The organism is Bradyrhizobium sp. 139 (assembly GCF_023074175.1).
In the GTDB taxonomy this organism is placed as follows: Bacteria; Pseudomonadota; Alphaproteobacteria; order Rhizobiales; family Xanthobacteraceae; genus Bradyrhizobium.
The window spans coordinates 58,513-78,802 of the sequence record NZ_JADPKS010000163.1; the positions used below are offsets into that span (position 1 = coordinate 58,513).

14 protein-coding genes are annotated in these 20,290 nt (G+C 65.3%); 2 read left to right on the plus strand and 12 right to left on the minus strand.

Translation table 11 applies throughout. The features are described 5' to 3' along the window. Positions 1-66: 66 nt before the first annotated feature. Positions 67-1,449 carry an ethanolamine ammonia-lyase subunit EutB gene (locus IVA80_RS34875; protein WP_247439651.1) on the minus strand — a complete coding sequence of 461 codons (1,383 nt, stop codon included), beginning with the start codon at positions 1,447-1,449 and terminating at the stop codon, positions 67-69. A 292-nt stretch (positions 1,450-1,741) separates the two neighbouring features. Between IVA80_RS34875 and IVA80_RS34880 the strand changes: the two genes are divergently transcribed. Beyond that, positions 1,742-3,481, plus strand: a complete 1,740-nt coding sequence (locus IVA80_RS34880; protein WP_247439652.1) for a HAMP domain-containing methyl-accepting chemotaxis protein — start codon at positions 1,742-1,744, stop codon at positions 3,479-3,481. A 71-nt stretch (positions 3,482-3,552) separates the two neighbouring features. Here IVA80_RS34880 and IVA80_RS34885 read toward each other — a convergent pair whose 3' ends face one another. Together IVA80_RS34885 and IVA80_RS34890 are read right to left on the minus strand one after the other, a co-directional pair. Continuing rightward, complete coding sequence (locus tag IVA80_RS34885) at positions 3,553-3,744, minus strand: hypothetical protein (RefSeq protein ID WP_247439653.1); 192 nt, start codon at positions 3,742-3,744, stop codon at positions 3,553-3,555. A 65-nt stretch (positions 3,745-3,809) separates the two neighbouring features. Beyond that, entirely contained in the window at positions 3,810-5,039 is a 1,230-nt protein-coding gene (locus IVA80_RS34890) for an MFS transporter (RefSeq protein ID WP_247439654.1), read from the minus strand. A 130-nt stretch (positions 5,040-5,169) separates the two neighbouring features. Here IVA80_RS34890 and IVA80_RS34895 point away from each other — a divergent pair, with 130 nt between their 5' ends. Beyond that, the gene (locus IVA80_RS34895) at positions 5,170-6,078 is read left to right on the plus strand and encodes a LysR family transcriptional regulator (protein ID WP_247439655.1); all 909 of its coding nucleotides are present in this window, start codon (positions 5,170-5,172) and stop codon (positions 6,076-6,078) included. A gap of 146 nt (positions 6,079-6,224) precedes the next feature. Here the strand turns inward: IVA80_RS34895 and IVA80_RS34900 are convergent, their stop codons facing one another. From IVA80_RS34900 to IVA80_RS34940, 9 genes are all read right to left on the minus strand, one after another. Then, positions 6,225-7,439, minus strand: a complete 1,215-nt coding sequence (locus IVA80_RS34900; protein ID WP_247439656.1) for an acyl-CoA dehydrogenase family protein — start codon at positions 7,437-7,439, stop codon at positions 6,225-6,227. A 237-nt stretch (positions 7,440-7,676) separates the two neighbouring features. Beyond that, entirely contained in the window at positions 7,677-8,888 is a 1,212-nt protein-coding gene (locus IVA80_RS34905) for an ABC transporter substrate-binding protein (RefSeq protein ID WP_247439657.1), read from the minus strand. A 113-nt stretch (positions 8,889-9,001) separates the two neighbouring features. After that, on the minus strand, positions 9,002-9,580 hold the full coding sequence (locus tag IVA80_RS34910) for an HdeD family acid-resistance protein (protein ID WP_247439658.1): 579 nt from the start codon (positions 9,578-9,580) through the stop codon (positions 9,002-9,004). Between the two features lie 128 nt (positions 9,581-9,708). Next, on the minus strand, positions 9,709-11,232 hold the full coding sequence (locus tag IVA80_RS34915; RefSeq protein WP_247439659.1) for an FAD-dependent oxidoreductase: 1,524 nt from the start codon (positions 11,230-11,232) through the stop codon (positions 9,709-9,711). An 81-nt stretch (positions 11,233-11,313) separates the two neighbouring features. Next, positions 11,314-12,204, minus strand: a complete 891-nt coding sequence (locus IVA80_RS34920) for an alpha/beta hydrolase (protein ID WP_247439660.1) — start codon at positions 12,202-12,204, stop codon at positions 11,314-11,316. A 140-nt stretch (positions 12,205-12,344) separates the two neighbouring features. Next, complete coding sequence (locus tag IVA80_RS34925) at positions 12,345-13,172, minus strand: metal-dependent phosphohydrolase (RefSeq protein ID WP_247439661.1); 828 nt, start codon at positions 13,170-13,172, stop codon at positions 12,345-12,347. 211 nt (positions 13,173-13,383) lie between these two features. Beyond that, complete coding sequence (locus tag IVA80_RS34930; RefSeq protein WP_247439662.1) at positions 13,384-14,262, minus strand: transglutaminase family protein; 879 nt, start codon at positions 14,260-14,262, stop codon at positions 13,384-13,386. Further along, the gene (locus tag IVA80_RS34935) at positions 14,259-16,772 is read right to left on the minus strand and encodes a circularly permuted type 2 ATP-grasp protein (RefSeq protein WP_247439663.1); all 2,514 of its coding nucleotides are present in this window, start codon (positions 16,770-16,772) and stop codon (positions 14,259-14,261) included. Before IVA80_RS34935 ends, IVA80_RS34930 begins: the two co-directional genes overlap by 4 nt. Before the next feature lie 27 nt (positions 16,773-16,799). Further along, positions 16,800-20,075, minus strand: coding sequence for a transglutaminase family protein (locus IVA80_RS34940; protein WP_247439664.1), 3,276 nt, complete (start codon positions 20,073-20,075; stop codon positions 16,800-16,802). Positions 20,076-20,290 lie beyond the last annotated feature (215 nt).

Here is a 20,290-nt window from a genome sequence, read left to right on the forward strand (position 1 = left end):
GGCATCATCTTAATTCGCGAGAGGCGCCAATAGTTTCCTAAGGGGGAAATCGGCGTTTCCGCCGCGTCACGCGATCAGCCGCGAGGCAAAATCGGGCAGCAGGCCCGCATCGCCGGCCAGACGGAAATCGGCGCCCGCTATGCCGGACTGCACCAGCCAGTCGTCGAATTCTGGCGCGCGGCGCAGGCCGAAGACGTCGCGGACATAGAGTGCGTCGTGAAAAGACGTCGACTGGTAGTTCAGCATGACGTCGTCGGCGCCGGGGACGCCCATGATGAAGGTGACGCCGGCGGCAGCGAGCAGCGTCAGCAGATTGTCCATGTCGTCCTGGTCCGCCTCGGCATGGTTGGTGTAGCAGATGTCGATCCCCAGCGGCAGGCCGAGCAGCTTGCCGCAAAAGTGATCCTCCAGCCCGGCGCGGATGATTTCCTTGCCGTCGTAGAGATATTCGGGGCCGATGAAGCCGACCACGCTGTTGACCAGGAGCGGGGCAAACGCGCGGGCGACCGCATAGGCGCGCGCCTCGCAGGTCTGCTGGTCGACGCCGTGATGGGCATTGGCCGACAGCGCCGAGCCCTGGCCGGTCTCGAAATACATCACGTTTTGACCGGTCGTGCCGCGCTTCTGCGACAGCCCGGCGTCCTGTGCCTCCTTCAGAAGCGCGAGGTCGACGCCAAAACTGCGATTGGCGGCCTCGGTGCCGGCGACCGACTGGAAAACGAGGTCGACCGGCACGCCCTGCCCGATCAGCGACAACGTCGTCGTGACATGGGTGAGCACGCAAGCCTGCGTCGGGATCTTCAGTCGCGCGATGATCTCGTCGAGCAGCCGCAGCAATCGCGCGATCACGGCCGGATCGTCGCTCGCCGGGTTGATGCCGATGCAGGCATCGCCGGCGCCGAGCAGGAGGCCGTCGAGGATCGAGGCGGTGATGCCCCTGGTATCGTCGAAGGGGTGATTGGGCTGGAGCCGCGTGCTCATTCGGCCCTTCAGACCGATCGTGTTGCGGAAGGCGGTGGTGACCTCGCATTTCCGCGCCGCCAGGATCAGGTCCTGGTTGCGCATCAGCTTTGAGACCGCGGCCGCCATCTCCGGGGTGATGCCGCCCGAGAGCGTACGCAAAACCTCTGATGTCGCCGCATCCGACAGCAGCCAGTCGCGGAAGGCTCCGACCGTCAGCGAAGCCACCGGCACGAACGCCTTGGCGTCGTGGCTGTCGATGACGAGGCGGGTAACCTCGTCGGCTTCATACGGGATGACAGCTTCCTGCAAGAACTGCTCGAGCGGGACGTCGGCCAGCGCCATCCGCGCCGCGATCATCTGCTCGGCGGTGCCGGCGGCAATCCCGGCCAGCCGGTCGCCTGAGCGCGGCGGCGTCGCCTTGGCGAGGAGGTCGCGCAGGTCCGGAAATGTGTAGGTCGTGGCGTCGATGGTGTGGCGGTAGACCAAAGGCCCCTCCGGGGTTCGTCGGCCAGTGACCGACCTCAAATCGAATACGCGCTTGGCGGCCGGCGCGCACGCCGATGTTTGGGGCATTGCGGGCGAATCCCGGATTGGTCTGCCGCAAAACCGGGACAATGGAACCAAGAGCCTGAAATGCTGACCTTTCTTTCGACTAAGGAAGAAGGGGCCGAGCCGCCACGGTGTTAACGCTGCGTCCATCTTCATTCTGCATAGTTTTGCATCAATTTTATACGACCGCGCTTTCCGGCCGCTCCCGGCCGTTCGGGCCCCTGACACCATGACAATCAACCGATCTGGGAATGCCAGCCGCCTGGCAGGCCGTTTCACGCTTGCGACCAAGCTCTATGCGATCTTCGCGCTGTTCGCCCTGCTCACGGCGGCGATCGCTATGCTGTCCGACTACAACAGCCGCCGCGGCGCCGACCTGACCAGCGCGATCGAAACGGCGAACGCCGCCGCGCTGAACGTCGAGCGAGTCAACTCGCTGGTCTATGCGGTGGTGATGGAATCGCGCGGCGTCTACATGTCGACCGAACCGGCCGTCGTGAAGAAATACGGCGAGGGCCTGCGCAAGTTCAACGCGCAGATCCTCGAGGTCGTGAAAGGCTGGGAGGGCATCGTCAAAGCCGACGATGCCGAGCAGTTCGCGACCTTCAAGAAGCGCATCGACCAGTTCGTCGAGTTCCGCAACGAGCTGGTGCGCCGCGGCATCGAGATCAATGCGGCCGCCGGCCGCGAATGGGGCGACAACGACGCCAACCGCGCCGTGCGCTCGGCGCTGAACAAGGATCTGGAGGCGCTGTCCAAGGTCTATGCCGGTCGCGCCAGGGAGATCGCGCAGCAGACCAAGACCAATCGTATCCTGTCGATGGTGCTGACCTGCCTCGGCGGCGTGGCGCTGGCGCTGGTCGTGATCGGCATCGTCATCATCGCCCGCTCGATCGCCCGCCCCCTTTCCGCCATCACCGCGACCATCAAGCAGGTCGCTGACGGCGCCGAGAATGTCATAGTGCCGCACAGCGACCGCGCCGACGAGATCGGCGCGCTGGCGCGCGCCATCCAGATCTTCCAGGACGCGATGGGCCGCAACCGCAATCTCGCCTCGCAGGTCTCGCAGGGCTCCGCCGCGCGCGAAGCGCGCGCCCGCCACATCGAGCAATCCGTCGAGGCGTTTCGCGAGGCGATCGGCGCGATCATGCGCGGCCTCAGCGACAATGCCTCCGTCATGCGCGAGACTGCACAGACCATCACCCGCGTCACCGGGGATGCGAGCAGCCGCGCCGGCACGGCGGCGAACGCTACCGAGCAGGCCTCGCACAACGTCACGGCGGTGGCGAGTGCCGCCGAGGAGCTATCTGCGTCGGTGGTGGAGATCGGCCGCCAGGTGCGGCAGTCCGCGGGCGCGGTCGAGCAGACCGGCCAGCGCACCGAAAAATCGATCTCCGAGATCGAGAGCCTTGCAGCCGCGACGCAGCGCATCGATGGCGTGCTCAGCCTGATCCAGGCAATCGCCGAGCAGACCAATCTGCTCGCGCTCAACGCCACCATCGAGGCCGCGCGTGCGGGCGACGCCGGCCGCGGCTTTGCCGTCGTCGCGCACGAAGTGAAGGCGCTCGCCGGCCAGACCGCCAAAGCGACGGCCGAGATCGGCGAGAACGTCGCGATGATCCAGACGTCCACCCGCAACGCGGTCGATGCCGTCCGCGAGATCGGCGGCGCGGTCCGCGAGATCAACGACGTCACCTCGGCGATTGCGGGTGCCATCGGCCAGCAGGACGCCGCCACGCGCGAGATCTCGTCCAACGCGCAATCGGCGGCCCAAGGCAACGAGACGCTTGTGGCCAACATCACCTCGCTCCGCGACGCCATCGGCGAGACCGACACGGCGGCGTCCTCCGTGCTGACGGCGGCGAGCAGCCTGACGGAGACGGCGGAGACGCTGTCGCGCGAGGTGGAGAAGTTCTTTCAAAATCTGCGCTCGGGAGCGGCGGACAGCCGCGTCGCCAAAGCGGGATGACAGCGCGCTCACCCCCCGTGAAGCCAGCGGTGGGTTCGCTCCGACAAGAAACGCGAAAACAGCGGAAGCGATCATCTCGCCTCGGCAAGTCGGCGAAGGGCCGCGCCCGGCGCAAAATAGAACCGATCAACACCGATATCGGCCAGACTCGCACCCAGGCTCTGGCTGAGCTGTGGCGCGACGACCGCGATGCTCTGGAACCGGAGAGCGATGGCGGCACGAGCGACAAACAGCACAGCAAGAATGGTCCAGCGGCTTCGCATTCGGGTTTTCCCCGATGCCGCGAACTATTGATGTCCGTCGTTCGACCTGTGCCAATGAAGCGGCGTCACAATGTCGGGCTTGCGGGCACGCAAGCCGCGCATTGCGAGTTGACCTTTGCCTTGCGGCGAAGAGCTCCGATTGAAATGACGGCCGATGAGAGAACGAGGATGACGGCGCTGAACAGGAAAGTGGCCCGATAGCCGCTGCTGTCGAACAGCACGCCGCCACCCGCCGCACCCGTGGCGATCGCAAGCTGAACCACCGCCACCATCAGGCCTCCGCCTGCTTCCGCGTCATCCGGCAAAGCCTTGCTGAGCCAGGTCCACCAGCCAACGGGCGCCGCCGTGCCGATGAAGCCCCACAGGACCATTACCGCAGCCGTGGCGCCAAGGGAAGAACCAAACACCGTCAACGCTGCAGCCATCGCAGCCATGGCGAGCGACATGAAGACGAGGCAAGCGTAAAGACGTTCGCGGATGACGAACCCGATGATTGACGTGCCGACAAGACCGGCAATGCCCATCACGAGCAGGAGTGCCGAGATCGTCGTGACATCGACGCGCGTCACCGTTTCGAGGAATGGCCGCAAGTACGTAAAGACTGCGAACTGTCCGAGGAAGAACAGCGCTGCCGCGAGCATGCCGTAAGGCACTTCCGGGCGGCGCAAGACCTTAAACGCTGCTGCCGCACCGGCCTGCTCGTGGCTTGGCATCCTGGGCAGCGTGAGGAATTGCCAGACCAGGGTCAGCGCGGCGACGGGAACAACACAGAAGAACGCGCCGCGCCAGCCGATGTACTGACCCAGAAAGCTGCCGAGCGGCGCAGCAATCGTGGTCGCGAGCGCATTACCGCCATTCAGAACTGCAAGAGCGCGCGACAGACGGGCGGTCGGTACGAGCCGGATCATCGTCGCGGCCGACATCGACCAGAAACCGCCAATCGTGATCCCGACAAGCGCCCGTCCGGCCATGAACACAGGATAGTTGGGAGCGAAGGCCACGATGACGCCAGACACCAGCATCAGGCCGGTCAGCCACAGCAAGAGCGAACGACGATCGCAGCCAGCAGTCGCCGCCGAGATGAACAGACTGGTCACAAGCGCGAACAGCCCCGAAACCGAGATTGCCTGCCCTGCCTGTCCTTCCGTCAAGTGCAGGCCGCTGGCAATCGGCGTGAGCAGACTGACAGGCATGAATTCTGATGCGACGAGCGTCGAGGCGCAAAGCGACAACGCGAAAACCGCGCTCCATGCGGCCAATGGCTGCGTTGTCTCGTGATCTGTCGTGAGTTTCATCGGGGATCCATATGTCGAGGAGCGCCCACGCCGGCGCTGTTCACGGCAACACATAAAGCCCCGGCCGGCGTTCGATTAGCCGATATAATTTGCTTGCATTAATCGATCGTGGCCATGAATAGTAACGGCCATGGCAAGCCAGGATTTCAACGATTTGCTGGCGTTCGTGGCCGTCGCCCGCGAGCGCAGCTTTACGAAGGCCGCCGCGAAACTGGGCGTCGTGCAGTCAACGCTCAGCCACACGATCAAGCGCCTGGAATCGCAGATGGGCCTGCGGCTCCTCACGCGCACGACCCGAAGCGTCGGCCTGACCGAAGCGGGCGAGCGGCTTCAACGATCCGTTGCGCCCCGCATCGAAGAGATCGAGCGCGATATCGCCGCGCTGATGTCCCTGCGCGACAAGCCGTCGGGCACCATCCGGATTACGCTCTCGGACCATGCTCTCGAAAAGGTCGTCTGGCCGAAGCTGGCGCCGGTCCTGAAGCAATACCCCGACATCAAGGTCGAGTTCAGCCTCGACACGGCTTTGCGCAACATCGTCGAAGACCGCTTCGATGCGGGCATCCGCCTCGGCGAAAGAGTCGAGAAGGACATGATCGCGGTGCGCATAGGTCCGGATTGGCGACTGGTCGCGGTCGCCTCGCCTGCATATCTGAAAGAGCATCCCAAACCGAAGCACCCGCAAGATCTCTTGAAGCACGTCTGCATCAAACGGCGTGAGGCGGCCGGCGGCCATTATGTATGGGAGTTCGCCAGGAACGGCCCTGACCTCAGGGTGCGCGTCGAGGGGCAAGTGACCTTCAATGACTCTCGCGCAATGATCGACGCCGCCGTCAAAGGCTTCGGCATCGCCTATGTCCCCGAAGACATGGTGACCCAGCACGTCCGGTCCGGCGACCTTGCCATCGTGCTCGACGACTGGTCGCCGAAGTTCGATGGCTACTATGTCTATTATCCAACCTCGCGGCAGAATTCGGCTGCATTCAAGGTGATTGTCGATGCGCTACGCCATCACGAAGCGCGAAGAAAACGCGGCTAGCCCCCGTCGCCGGATTGAGCAACGAATATGGGAACGCGGCCGAAGCAGTCCTGCTTCATGGCCGGTGAGCGAGAACTTGTTTTCGGTCGGACCGAGGGTTGCCGGCGAGACACCCGGCCGCACACGCCTGGAAGACGGTAGCAGCCCTACCCCATCACCCCGCCCCGCTTGATCAACTCCTTGCCGACGGCCGCGAGATGCACCTGGTCCGGCCCGTCGCCGATGCGGATGAAGCGGGCGTAGACGTAGGCGCGGGCCAGGAACGTGTCCTGCGAGACGCCGGCGGCGCCGTGGATCTGGATGGCGCGGTCGATGACGCGGGCGGCCATGCTGGGCACCACGATCTTGGCTGCGGCGATCAGGTCGCGCGCGGCCTTGTTGCCCTCGCGGTCCATCCTGTCGGCGGCTTGCAGCGTGAGTAGCCGCGCCTGGACGATCTCGCAGAAGGAGTGCGCGATGTCCTCGCGCACCGAGCCTTGGTCTGCGAGCGGCTTGCCGAAGGCTGTGCGCGAGACCGCGCGCTGAGACATCAATTCGAGCGCGCGCTGGGCGCAGCCGATCAGCCGCATGCAATGGTGGATGCGGCCGGGGCCGAGCCGGCCCTGCGCGATCTCGAAGCCGCGGCCCTCGCCGAGCAAAATGTTCTCGGCCGGGACGCGGACGTTGTCGTAGACGATCTCGGGATGGCCGGCCGGCGCGTCGTCGTAGCCGTAGGTCAGCATGTCGCGGACGATGCGCACGCCCGGCGTCGCCTTCGGCACCAGGATCATGGATTGCTGGCGATGGCGGTCGGGATGGTCGGGCGCGGTCTTGCCCATCACGATCAGGATCTCGCAATCCTCGTTCATCGCGCCTGACGTGAACCATTTGCGGCCGTTGATGACGTAGTCGCCGCCGTCGCGCCTGATCTCGCACTGGATGTTGGTGGCATCGCTGGAGGCGACCTGGGGCTCCGTCATCGAGAAGCCGGAGCGGATGCGCCCTTCCAATAGCGGCTTCAGCCAGCGCTCCTGCTGTGCCGGCGTGCCGTAGTTTGCCAGCACCTCCATGTTGCCGACGTCGGGCGCCGAGCAATTGAAGACTTCGGGCGCCCAGAGGATGCGGCCCATGATCTCCTTCACGGGCGCGTAGTCGAGGTTGGTCAGGCCCGGTCCGTGCTCGCCCGAGAGGAACAAATTCCAGAGCCCCTGCTCGCGCGCCAGCCGTTGCAGGTCCTGCAGAACCTGCGGCGTCTTGTAGCGCACGGCCTCCGGCTTGACCTGCTCGTAATAGAGCTCCTCGACCGGCTCGACATGGGTGCGCATGAACTGGCGGACGCGCTCCTGCAATTCCAGCGAACGGTTGGAGTGTTGAAAGTCCATGTGTCCTCCTGTTCGCGAGAGTGATCGTACCAGGTCTTCCGCGGTAGGTGGAGTGCACGCCTCGCCCTTCGAGACGACCGCTGCGCGGTCTCCTCAGGGTGAGGCTAAGCGGCATTCGCGCCTGTTAAACCTGCCGCCGCGCACTCCGCCCTCATCCTGAGGAGCCCGCGAAAGCGGGCGTCTCGAAGGATGCGCCGTCAGAGACCGTTCCTCGAGCGCGATAGCCGGGCTCCCGCCTCACGTCCCGCGCAACAGCTCGCTCGCCACGATCCAGTCGTTGCCGTCGAACTGGAGCATATAGCCGTCCTTGATGGGGCGGAAATCCTGCGGCGTGGTGTTCAGGGTGATGCCGGGCATCAGCAGCGACAGCGGCACGCTCTTCATGTTTGCCGCCTGCGCCATGATGTTCTCGCGCGTCAGATTGTCCTTGCACTGCTTCAGCAGGACCACCAGCGCCTCGGCGACGGTGTAGCCATAGAGGCCCGCGACGTTGTTGACGTCCGCATTGGGCAGGCGCCGCTTCATGAAGTCGATATAGGCCGCCATCGCCGGATCGTTCTTCGGCTCGGCCACGAACGGCTTGAGCGAACCGAGCGACAGCACGCCCTTGCCGGCATCGAGCCCTGCCGGCACCATCACGGTGGCCTTGTTGGCGCAGCCGCTGGCGAGGAAGCGCGTCGCCTGCCAGCCGACCTCGTGCGCCTTGCGAATCGCCTGGGCGCAGGCGCGCGGCGTCACCGAATAGATCATGAAGAATTCGGCCTTGGTGTTGGCCAGCGTCAGCACCTGGGAATCGACGGTGGGGTCGGCGACCTCGAAGCTCGAGGCCATCGCGATCGCCTTGTCGGCGTCGGCACCGAGCGCCTCCTTGACGCCGCGCAGATATTCCTTGCCGGCATCGTCGTTCTGATAGAGCACCGCGAACCGCGCGTTCGGGTTTTTGGCCCGCGCATAAGCGACGTCGATTGCGGCCTCGCTGGTGTAGTTCGGCGCCCATGGCAGCGCCATCGACCACGGCATGTTGGCGGGATCGTTCCACTTCGAGGCCGAACTGATCAAGAAGAGCTGCGGCACCTTGTTGCTGTTGAGATATTTCGCGATCGCCGAGCTCGGCGCGGTGCCCATGGTCGCGAAGATGAAGGCGACACCGTCGCCCTCGACCAGCCGCCGCGCCGCCTCCATGGTCTTGGGCGGCGAGAACGCATCGTCGAGCGTTAGGAGATTGAGCTTGCGTCCGTTGATGCCGCCCTTGTCGTTGATCTCGTCGAAATAGGCCGCGATCACTCTGCCGGTGATGCCGAGCGGCGAAGCCGGCCCGCTATAGGGCATGGTGTTGCCGATCTTGATCTCGGTGTCGCTGACGCCGGGACCATAGGACTTTTGCGCGGAGACAGACGTGGACAGGCAGGCGGCAGCCAGCGCTGCGGCCAGGGCCAAAGCGGCTTTCATGGTTTCTCCCCAGTGACGATCGTCCGCGCGACCCGAGCGCGCGGCGTGCTGCTTTTTGTCAGCGCGTCAGATCAGCGGAGTTCCGCAGGACGGTCTTGCGTCGAGTTGCTGGTTTACTGGCGGCGGCGCCGCAGCCCGAGGCCCAGGCTGACCCAGCCGGCACCCGCCATGATCAGGTCGATGCCGAGGAACAGGCCGAGGATGTAGACGCTGTTCACCGGCCAGCGCGCCACGATCAGGAGACCAAGCAGCAGCGTGATGGCGCCCGATAGCGCCACCCACACCCACGGGCTTTCGCGCTTCATGCTGAAGGCGAGAAACAGCCTGACGGCGCCTGAGGCGAGCAGTGACGCGCCCAGGAAGAGCGTCAGCAGCACTGCCGCGAACAGCGGATTCTCGAAGGTCAGGAAGCCCGCGATGACATAGAGCACGCCGAGCAAGGCCCAGATCAGGAACCTGCCCCAGCTCTTCATCTGGAATGCGCCGACGATTTCGGTGACGCCGGCCACGATCATCATGGCGCCGACCACGATCACGCTCGCCACCGTCGCCATCATCACGCTGCCGAGCGCGACAAAGCCGGCGATGAGGTAGACGACACCGAGCGCGACGATCCAGCCCCATTTGGCATGCAGCGCCGCAATGCCCGAGCCCAGGCTTGAATGATGAGACGTATCCGAAGCAATTGTCATGGCGCCACTCCTGCATGCGAAGCCCAACGGAACAATTCAGGATAGCACGGGCCACGCCGGGACGACAGCCTGCAGAGCAGCCCTTCCGGGCAGCAACATTGACGCAAATCAAGATCTAATGCGGCGGTTCAGGCCGGGGACCGCTCCATCTCCAGCTCGGACCTGAGACTATCGAGATCGCGATAAATCGAGGCGACCGCGAACACGCGCCCGCCCTTGCGGTACTTCAGCAGGCAATCCCTTCCAGAGATGCTGCCATCGATCACGATGTCATCAAAGCTCTCGGCATGGCCGACATAGTTGATCGGCACGTCATAATGCTGGCTCCAGAAGAACGGCACGGCGTCGAAGCATTCGCGCCGGTCCAGCATGTTGCGCGCCGCGGTCTGGCCCTGGCGCTCGGCCAGCACCCAGTGCTCAACGCGAATGTTTTGGCCTGAATGCGGATCGGGCCAACGCGCGATGTCGCCGGCTGCGAAAATGCCGGAGGAGCTGGTTTCGAGACATTCATTGACGCTCACGCCGCGATCGATCGCAAGCCCTGCCTGCTCGGCCAGCGCAAGGCGAGGCCTCACGCCGATGCCGACCACGACGAGATCGGCCTCGATGCCGCCTCCACTCTTCAGCGTCGCGCGCATTCCATCGAGCTTTTCCACGGTGTCCTTGAGATGGAAGTTGACGCCGTTCTCTTCATGCAGCGCGCGAACGAAGTCGCCCATCTCGGGTCCGAGCACGCGTTGCATCGGCCGCTCGTCCGGCGCGACCACATGCACCTCGAGCTTGCGTGCTCGCAAGGACGCCGCGACTTCGAGGCCGATGAAGCTGGCGCCGATCACCAGCACGCGCTTCGCGCCGCCCGCGGCCTTGATGATGGCGCGGCTGTCGGCAACGGAGCGCAAGGTGTGCACATGTGGCTGGTCCGCGCCCGGAACCTGCAATTTGACCGGTTCGGCACCGGTCGCGAGCAGCAACCTGTCAAACTGCAAGACGTCGCCATTGCCCAGCGTCACGCCTCGCGCCTCTGGATCAATCGCTGCAACATTCGTGTTGAGCCTGAGATCGATGCCAGCATCCTGATAATAGTCCTCGCCCCGCATTGGCAGCCAGTCCTCCGGCGCGTTGCCGGCGAGATAGTCCTTGGACAGGTTCGGCCGGTCGACCGGCATCGCGCCGTCATTGCTGAGCATGGTGATGGCGCCGGCAAAGCCCTCGCGCCGAAGCGTCTCGGCTGCCGCAAAGCCCGCCGCGCCGCCGCCGACAATGACGAATTTCTCAGGCGTCGGCGCAGCACGATGGGAGGCCGGGGGTTTTGGCATCTCGCGGTTGCGCTGGACCACAATCCTGTTTTGATCGCGCGTCACCTCCCAGACCGCCAGCGCATTCAGCGCCGGCGGGCGCGTGGGCTCGCCGGTGCGCAAGGAAAAGCACGCATGATGCCAGGGGCAGCGGATCGTGTCGCCGACGACCAGCCCTTCGGCGAGCGGGCCGTGGTAGTGGGTGCAAGCCGGCTCGATCGCGAAGATCTCGCTGCCGGCCTGCACCAGCAAAATGTCTTCCTCCCCGACATGGCCGAGCAGCTTGCCGTCTTTGAACGCGTCGAGCGACACGCCCTTGGTCAGGTCAGGCCCGTTCGGCTTGCTTTCCTCGCCCATGATCATCTCCCTCGCAGCTCTCGCTCAGGATTTGGACGGCGCTATCGGCGAAAAGTTCCCGGCGACGCCGAAAATCGGGAGTCACCCGGCCGCCTTGCGAACATCGAGCACGGCCTGCGCCCATTCTGCGGGCCGCTCCTGCGGCAGGTTGTGGCCGGCTCCGGCGAAGACACGGCGTTCGAAGAAGCCTTCGAACTTGCGGGCGTGATGGGCGGTGCCGGGATTGACGCCGTCGCTGTCGCCGTCGATCGCGATCGTGGGGACACGGATCGGCGGCTGCGCGGCGAGCTTCGCCTCGATCGCGGCATAGGCGGGATCGCCCGCGACCAGTGCATAGCGGTGGCGGTAGGAATGGATCACGACATCGACAAAATCAGGATTGTCGAACGACATTGCGCTGTTCTCGAATGTCGCGTCGTCGAAGGCCCATTTCGGCGACCACATCGCCCAGAGCTGGCGCGCAAGATCGCGGCGATTGCGCTCAAGTGCGCGGCGGCCGCGTTCGTTGTGGAAGAGATATTGATACCAGAGCGCCGCTTCCTCCGGCGGCGAAGCCGGCTCCATCGAACGCGCGATGTCCTGGATGTTGTAGGAATTGCCGGAGACGAGCCCGATTGCGCGCTCGGGATGCAGCGCCGAGACCACGCAGGCCGCGCGCCCGCCCCAATCATAGCCGCCGAGGACCGCGCGCGAAATCTTCAGCGCATCCATGAAGGCCAGGAGATCGGCTCCGAGCGCCGCCTGCTCGCCGGAGCGAAGCGTCTCGGCCGAACGAAAACGCGTCGGCCCGTAACCGCGCAGCCAGGGCACCAGCACCCGCGCGCCCGCTTCCGCGATGATCGGCGCAGTCTCGGCATAGGCGTTCGCATCATAGGGAAAGCCGTGGCCCATGATGCAGGGCCAGCCATCCGGCGCGCCGTATTCGCGATAGGCAATGTCGAGAACACCGGTGGTGATGGTTTTTTGTTGCATGATTTTCTCACCCCTTCCTCGCATCGTACCCCGGACGGTGTGCAGGGATTCGCGAATGCAGGCGTCCCCGCATTGCGCTTCCGCCTTCGCTCTTTGAGCTACGGCGGACAAGTCGCTCCATGCGGGCTACAAGAGCGAAGCTATTTCTGCGGTCCGGACAGCGAGATGTCGCGCTCGGCGCGGAAGACGTTGCTGTAGAGGTTGGCAATCCACTGCCGGCCGATCTCGGTCTTGTTGAGATAGCCGATCTCGGTCTGGATGTGCGGTGCGACGCTGTTCCAGTAGAACTGTGGGTAGCGGTTCACGATGTCGGCGGGCGAGTCGTAGCCGAGCTGGCGGTTGATGCCGACCTCCTCGAACTCGTAGTAGAGCGCGTTGGCCTTACGCAGATAGTTGGGATCGCCGAGCTGTCCGATGAAATCGGCCGCGCGCAGGATGGAAGCTTCGTCGTCGTACTCCTGCCCTTCCTGGGCCGGGAAACGCGTCCCCTCGATGGCGCGGGCAATGCGTTCCGGATCGAGTCCGGGAATATGTCGCAGGCGCCGCGTCACATAAAGCTTGGAGCGATCGACGTGATACATCATCAAGCTCGCATCCGATGCACCGCGCGGCAATGAGATCTTGGCGTCGGCCGCATCGATCACGAAGCCGTCGGCGTCATCCTCCTCGAACAGGCCGCGCACATAGCCGATGTCGTGGGCGAGGCAGGCGATCAGGACATGGACGTAATCCTGGGCCGACAGATGAGTATGAAGACTTCGGCCACTAAGGATGGAATGGCCGGCCAGCGTCACCAGCATCGTGTGCTCGATATTGTGATAGAGCGCATCACTATTGCCGATGCATTCCATCGCAGTGCGGGTCGCGCTTTCGACGATACTTGCGGACGTCTCGTCGTACCGCCGACGCATGAACGTACCGAGCAACTTCTCCAGGGATTCAGCCGCCAGTCTCGGTAACGTCATCATGGATGCAGTCCCGCTTGTCGTTGGTGTCCCACACCAACTCCCGACGTCTCACTCTTGTTCTCGACGCCGCGCTAGCATAGCTTATCCTGGACCGACTGACCAAACTCCAGGATTAAATTACAGTAAAAATGTTGCAGTTGTGCCCGCGACATCGCGGTTGCGTTGACGGACCGATACACCTGGAGCGGGCGGCCGGGACGCCGGACTGCGGTCATTCCACCGGCAGCACGTCCACGGCGACGCCGAGCTTCTGCTTCGGCGAGCCGACGATGATGCCATCGACCGGCGAGACGTCGGAAAAGTCGCGGCCGACCGCGAGCACGATGTGGTCGTTCGCGGCCGGCCGATCATTGGTCGGATCGAAATCGACCCAGCCAAGCTCAGCCCCGCACCACAGCGATACCCAGGCATGGGTGGCATCGGCGCCCTGCAAACGCGGCTGGCCCGGCGGCGGAATGGTGCGCAAGTATCCGCTGACATAGGCCGCCGGAAGGCCGAGCCCGCGCAGCCCTGCGATCATCACATGGGCAAAGTCCTGGCAGACGCCGTGGCGCTTGTCGAAGACCTCGCCAAGCGGCGTCGAGATCACCGTCGCCTTCGGATCGTAGCGGAATTCGGTGCGGATGCGTTGCATGAGATCGGCTGCGCCGGCAAGGATGCCCGCGCCGGGCGCAAAGCTCATGGCCGCATAGGCGCTGACCGGGCGCAGCACCGGCACCAACGGGCTCGCAAAGACATAGCCGACCGGCGAGGAAGGCCCGAGGCTCGTCGCGTCGAACGCGATGTCGCGGATGCTCTCCCAGGCCGGGCTGACGGCATCGCGCGCGGGCGGCTGCCGCGAGACGGAGACGCGCGAGCGCGAGTCGATGCGCAAATTGCGATGCGCAGCTTCGATCACGACGCTCTCGGTCAGGGTGCCGAAGAAATCGCGCCGCACATTGCGCTCGGTGGGGCGCGGACGGATCTCGACATGGTGCGAGATCAGCTCCTGGCCATGACCGCTCCTTGGCTCAAGCCGCAGCGTGCAGCGGGCGAAGCTGACCGGACTCTCGTATTCATAAGTCGTGACGTGCCGGATGTCGTAGATCACGCCAGCCCCGTCAGCTTCTCCGGCCGGCTGGCATTGGGGCCGTGCGGGAAGTAGTGCAGCCCGATCGCCTCCGCGATTTTGAGCAGGTCCTGCTCCAGCGCGAACAGGGTTTTGACCTCGAGCTTCTCGGCCTCGGCGGTCGCCAGCATCGCCTGCACCGCGACCGCAAGCCGCTGCGGCTGCTCGATCAGACCGTGCTCCTTCAGGCTCGGCAGCGAAGCGATGTGCTCGTTCAGCGTCGTCACCTGGAACGCGACCGACCGTGGATTGTAGCTGTCGAGCACCGCGAGGTCGCGCACCGGCGCCAGGATCGGCGCCAGCAGATAGCGCGAGCGGTAGGTGATCTGGGAATCCACCAGCGTCAGCAGGATATCGAGATCCTCGTCACCGGCCTCGTCATAGGCGAACTGGCGCGCAAAGCGCGTGGTGTTGATGGCGCGCTCGGTGCGGCGGCCGATATCGAGGAAGCGCCAGCCGGCGGCGCGGTTCATGTTCTCCTGCGCAAGACCTGCAAAGCTCGCAAGCTCCTGCAAGGTCAGTTCGGCCGCACTCAGCACGCTGTCGTCGCCCTCGACCTCGTAGGCCAGCCGCTCGGCCATTTCGGTGATGACCTGCCAGGCATCCGGCGAGAGCCGCTCGCGCAGGGACGTCGCCGTGCGCTGGGCGGCGCGGACCAGCGACAGGGCCGAGCCGAAACGCTCCGCGCTCTGCAGCGCTTCGGCGGTGATGCGTCCCGGCGTAGCACGCGAGGCTTGCGAGATCGCGCCCCAGGCCACCAGCAGGCGCTGGATGCGTTCGGCCGATTGCAGCGAGGCCGCGGTGCCCTTGTTGGGCCCGCTTGGCGAGCCCAGCGCGCGCACCAGCCGCAGCGTCGCTTCGGCGCGCTCGAGATAGCGGCCGAGCCAGAACAGATTGTCGGCGGCGCGGCTCGGCAGCACGCCCGCGATGCGGCGAATCCGCACCTTGTCGGTCGCCGGCAGCAACGACGCGGTCGCGACCTTTTTCTCCGAGACCACCCAGACGTCGGCGGCACGTGCGCCGTCGCCCATCGACACCGCGCGCGCATCCGCCTGCTCGGCGATCCGGCAGAAGCCGCCGGGCATGATGGCCCAGCCGTCGGACGTGGCGGCCGCGAACACGCGCAGCACGAAGGGACGAGGTGTGATCTGCCCCTGCTCCCACACCGGCATGGTCGAGAGTCGCACCACCTCCTGACCGACATAGTCCATGCCGCGCGCGGCGATGGCGTCGGTCAGGCGCTGCCGGCCCTTCGCATCAAGCTCGCTCGCAAGCACCGGGCCGTTGCTGTCGAAGCCGGGAACGCCGCGCCCGTAGGCGCCTTCGATCGCGACCTCGTCGAGCCGCGACAACACCTCGTCACGCGCCGAACGCTGGCCGCACCACCAGGTCGCGATATGCGGCATCTTCAGCTCTTCACCGAGAAGGCGGCGGCTCAGGGCCGGCAGGAAGCCGAGCATCGCGCGCGCCTCCAGCACGCCAGAGCCCGGCATGTTGGCGACGACGACGCCATCCTTGCGCAGCACGTCGATCAGGCCGGGAACACCAAGCCGCGATGAGGCATCGAGCTCGAGCGGATCGAGCGAGTTGGAATCGACCCGGCGCAGCAGCACGTCGAGGCGCTTGAGCCCCGCGACGGTGCGGATGTGGATACGGTTGTCGCTGACGGCGAGATCGTCACCCTCGACCAGCAGGAAGCCGAGATAGCGCGCCAGCGTCGCGTGCTCGAAATAGGTCTCGCTGAAGCTGCCCGGCGTGAGCACGCCGATGCGCGGCTCGTCGCGATCGGCGCGCGCGCGCAGGCTATCGCGGAACGCCTCGAAGAACGGCGCGACGCGCGGCACGTTCATCGACTTGTAGAGATCGGAGAACGCGCGCGAGAGCACCAGGCGGTTCTCCAGCGCATAGCCCGCCCCCGACGGCGCCTGCGTGCGGTCGCCCAGCACCCACCAGCGACCATCGGGCCCGCGGCCGACATCGGCGGCGTAGAGCGAGAGATAGCGGCCGCCGGGCGGCGGCATGCCGCAGACGGGACGGAGATATTCGGCGCTGCCGGCGATCGCGGCCGCAGGCAGCGCGCCCTCGGCAACGAGACGGCCTTCGCCATATATGTCGCGCAGCACGAGCTCGAGCAGCTCGGCGCGCTGGGTGATGCCGGCGGAAAGCTGCTTCCAGTCGGCCTCATCGATCAGCAGCGGCAGATGGCTGATCGACCAGGGCCGGTCGGCGCTGTCACCGGGCGCGCGGTAGGTGACGCCGGCCTCGCGCAAATGGCGGTCGGCCATGCCGAAACGCCGTTCGATCTCGTCCGGCGCGAGCGCGCCGAAGGCGTCGAAGAAGCGGCTCCAGACCGCGCGGGGGGCGCCGTCCGGCCCCAGGAACTCGTCGGGAATGCTGGGCAGACGGCTATAATCGCGGACCCATTGCGCGAGGCGGCGCTGGCCGGCTGCCCTGTCCGCCTGATCGTTTTCTTCGGCCGCGCCCTCGCCCATGCGCCTCTCCCTGCCCCACCATCATACTCATTGCAGGAGCGGGGTCCGCAAGTCGAGGGTCAGCGGAAACTCATTTGTGCGTTCCTCGGGCGGCGGCTGCATCGGACCCGGCGTATGGCCGTGGTCCTGGAAGCGCGCCAGCCGCCGCGCCTCGGCCTCGTAGGTGTTGACCGGCTTGGTGTCGTAGCTGCGCCCGCCGGGATGGGCAACGTGGTAAACGCAGCCGCCGAGCGAGCGCCCGTTCCAGGTGTCGATCAGGTCGAAGGTCAAAGGCGCGTGAACGGGGATGGTCGGGTGCAGACCCGAAGCCGGCTGCCAGGCCTTGAAGCGAACGCCGGCCACGGCCTCGCCCGAGCGGCCGGTCGAGGTCATCGGCAGGCGGCGGCCGTTGCAGGTCACGATGTGGCGGCCCTCGACGAATCCCTCAGCCTTGACCTGGAGCCGCTCCACCGAGCTGTCGACATAGCGCACGGTGCCGCCGGCCGAGCCCTCCTCGCCGAGCACGTGCCAGGGCTCCAGCGCCTGGCGCAGTTCCAGCGTCACGCCGCCATGGTGAACGCGGCCGAAGGCGGGAAAGCGGAATTCGAGCTGGGCCAGATACCATTCCGGCTCGAACGGATAGCCGGAGTGCTTCAACTCGGTGAGCACATCGAGGAAATCTTCCCAGATGAAATGCGGCAGCATGAAGCGGTCATGCAGCGCGGTGCCCCAGCGCACGAATTTGCCTGCCTGCGGCTCGCGCCAGAACTTTGCGATCAGCGCGCGGATCAGGAGCTGCTGCGCCAGCGACATGCGCGGATCGGGCGGCATTTCGAGCGCGCGGAATTCGACGAGGCCGAGCCGACCGGTCGAACTATCCGGCGAGTAGAGCTTGTCGATGCAGATCTCGGCGCGATGGGTGTTGCCGGTGATGTCAACGAGCAGATGCCGGAATAGCCGGTCGACCAGCCACAGCGGCGCCTGGTAACCGGGCGGCGGCACGTGCGACAGCGCGACCTCGAGCTCGTAAATGCTGTCGTGGCGGGCTTCGTCGATGCGCGGTGCCTGGCTGGTCGGGCCGATGAAGAGACCCGAGAAGAAGTAGGACAGCGAGGGGTGACGCTGCCAATACAGCACCAAGCTCTTCAAGAGATCAGGCCGGCGCAGGAACGGCGAATCCTGCGGACTGGAGCCGCCGACCACGACGTGATTGCCGCCGCCGGTGCCGGTATGGCGGCCATCGACCAGGAAGCGGTTGGCACCGAGGCGCACCTTGCCGGCGTCCTCATAGAGACCGGCGGTGATGTCCGCCGCCTCGCGCCAGCTCTTCGCCGGCTGGATGTTGACCTCGATCACGCCGGGATCGGGCGTCACCTTGATGACCTCGATGCGCGGATCGAACGGCGGCGGGTAGCCCTCGACATGGACCTGGAGCTGCATCTCCTCGGCCGTGGCTTCGAGAGCCGCGATCAGCTCGAGATAATCCTCGATGCGCTCGACCGGCGGCATGAAGGCGCAGAGCACGCCGTCGCGGACTTCGACCGACATCGCGGTGCGGACCGGCTCCGACGTGTCGCGGCTTTCCGGCGCGAGCTGCGGCGCCGGCGATGGCAGGCCCTGCATGCGGCCGAACACCGGCAGCTTGGTCCGCGCCTCCATCGGATCCTGTTCGATGATATAGGGATAGCGCTCGGGCGGTACATATTCGAGCGCGTTGAGCGGCAATCGCAGGCCGAGCGGAGAATCGCCGGGCATCAGGAACAAATGGTTGCGGCGCAGATTCCAGCGCTCGCTACGCCAGCGCGGCGCTTTCGCGTTCCAGCGCTGCACTGGCAGCACGAAGCCCTTCGGCGTGCTCAGCCCCTCGTCGAACACCCGCGCCATCCGCGCGCGCTCTTCCGGATCGGACAGCTTGGAGTCCGAGGGATCGACGTTGACGGGAAGCTCGCCCTCCTTCTGCAGCCAGTAGGCGGGATCTTCATAAGCCGGCATGATGTAGCCAGGATCCAGGCCGAGCCGCGCCACCGTGCCTTCCATGAAGGCTTCGGCGTCCTTGGCCTCGGCGCGCCGCGGATTCTCGATTTTGGCGATCAGATCGGCATTCTTCCAGATCGGCACGCCGTCCTTGCGCCAGTACAGACCGAAGGCCCAGCGCGGCAGGCTTTCGCCGGGATACCATTTGCCCTGGCCGAAGTGCAGCAAGCCGCCAGGTGCGAAGCGCCCGCGCAGGCGGCGAATCAGGTCGTCGGCCACTGCGCGCTTGGTCGGACCGACGGCCTCGGTGTTCCATTCCCCCGCTTCGAGGTCGTCAACGGAGACGAAAGTCGGCTCGCCGCCCATGGTGAGCCGGACATCCAGCGCGGCGAGATCGCCGTCGACCTGCTCGCCGAGATCGTTGAGCCGCGCCCAGGCCTCGTCGGAGAACGGCTTTGTGATGCGCGGCGCCTCGCGAATGCGCCTGACGCTCATATCGAAGGCGAACTCGACCTCGGCAAAGCCGGCACCGCCGGAGATCGGCGCCGCCGAGCGGTAGTGCGGCGTCGCAGCGACCGGAATGTGCCCCTCGCCCGCGAGCATGCCAGAGGTGGCGTCGAAGCCGATCCAACCTGCGCCCGGCAGATAGACCTCGGCCCAGGCGTGCAGATCGGTGAAATCGTTCTCGACCTCCGGCGGTCCCTCGATCGGATCGATATCGGGACGGACCTGGATGAGATAGCCCGAGACGAAACGGGCGGCGAGACCGAGATGACGGAAGGTCTGGATCAGGAGCCAGGCGGAGTCGCGGCAGGAGCCGGCGCAGGACGACAACGTCTCCTCGGGCGTCTGCACGCCCGCCTCCATGCGGATGACGTAGCCGATCCTTTGCTGCAACTCCCTGTTGAGATCGACCAGGAAGTTGACGGTATTCGGGGCTTCGTGCGGGATTGTGTCGAGATATTTCGCGAACAGCCGATCGGGCTTGATCGTCTCGAGATAAGGCGCGAGCTCCGTCTTGAGATCTTGCGGATATTCGAACGGAAAGCTGTCGGCATAGGGCTCGACGAAGAAGTCGAACGGATTGACCACGGTCATCTGCGCCGTGAAATCGACCTCGATCTTCAGCTCGGTGGTCTTCTCAGGAAAGACGTAGCGCGCGAGCCAGTTGCCTTGCGGATCCTGCTGCCAGTTCACGAAATGATTTGAGGGCGTGACCTTGAGCGAATAGCTCAGGATCGGCGTGCGCGTATGCGGCGCCGGCCGCAGGCGGATGGTTTGCGGGCCAAGATCGATCGGGCGGTCGTATTTGTAGTGCGTGACGTGGTGCAATGCGACGTAGATCGACACGGGGTGCGGTACTCCAGCAGCCTTTTTGAGCAGAACACCGCTGGTGACCACGATCAAGCACTAACAACGGGCAGCACGTGCCTAGGAAGTATCCGCCGTAGCCCGGATAGAGCGTAGAGACTGGGCAAGATTCTTATAGCGAAGGAAGGTACGATTCGGCATGACGAATCGTACCTTCAAGACCGGTGTCAGCCGGGATCAGCCGAGCTTTCTGC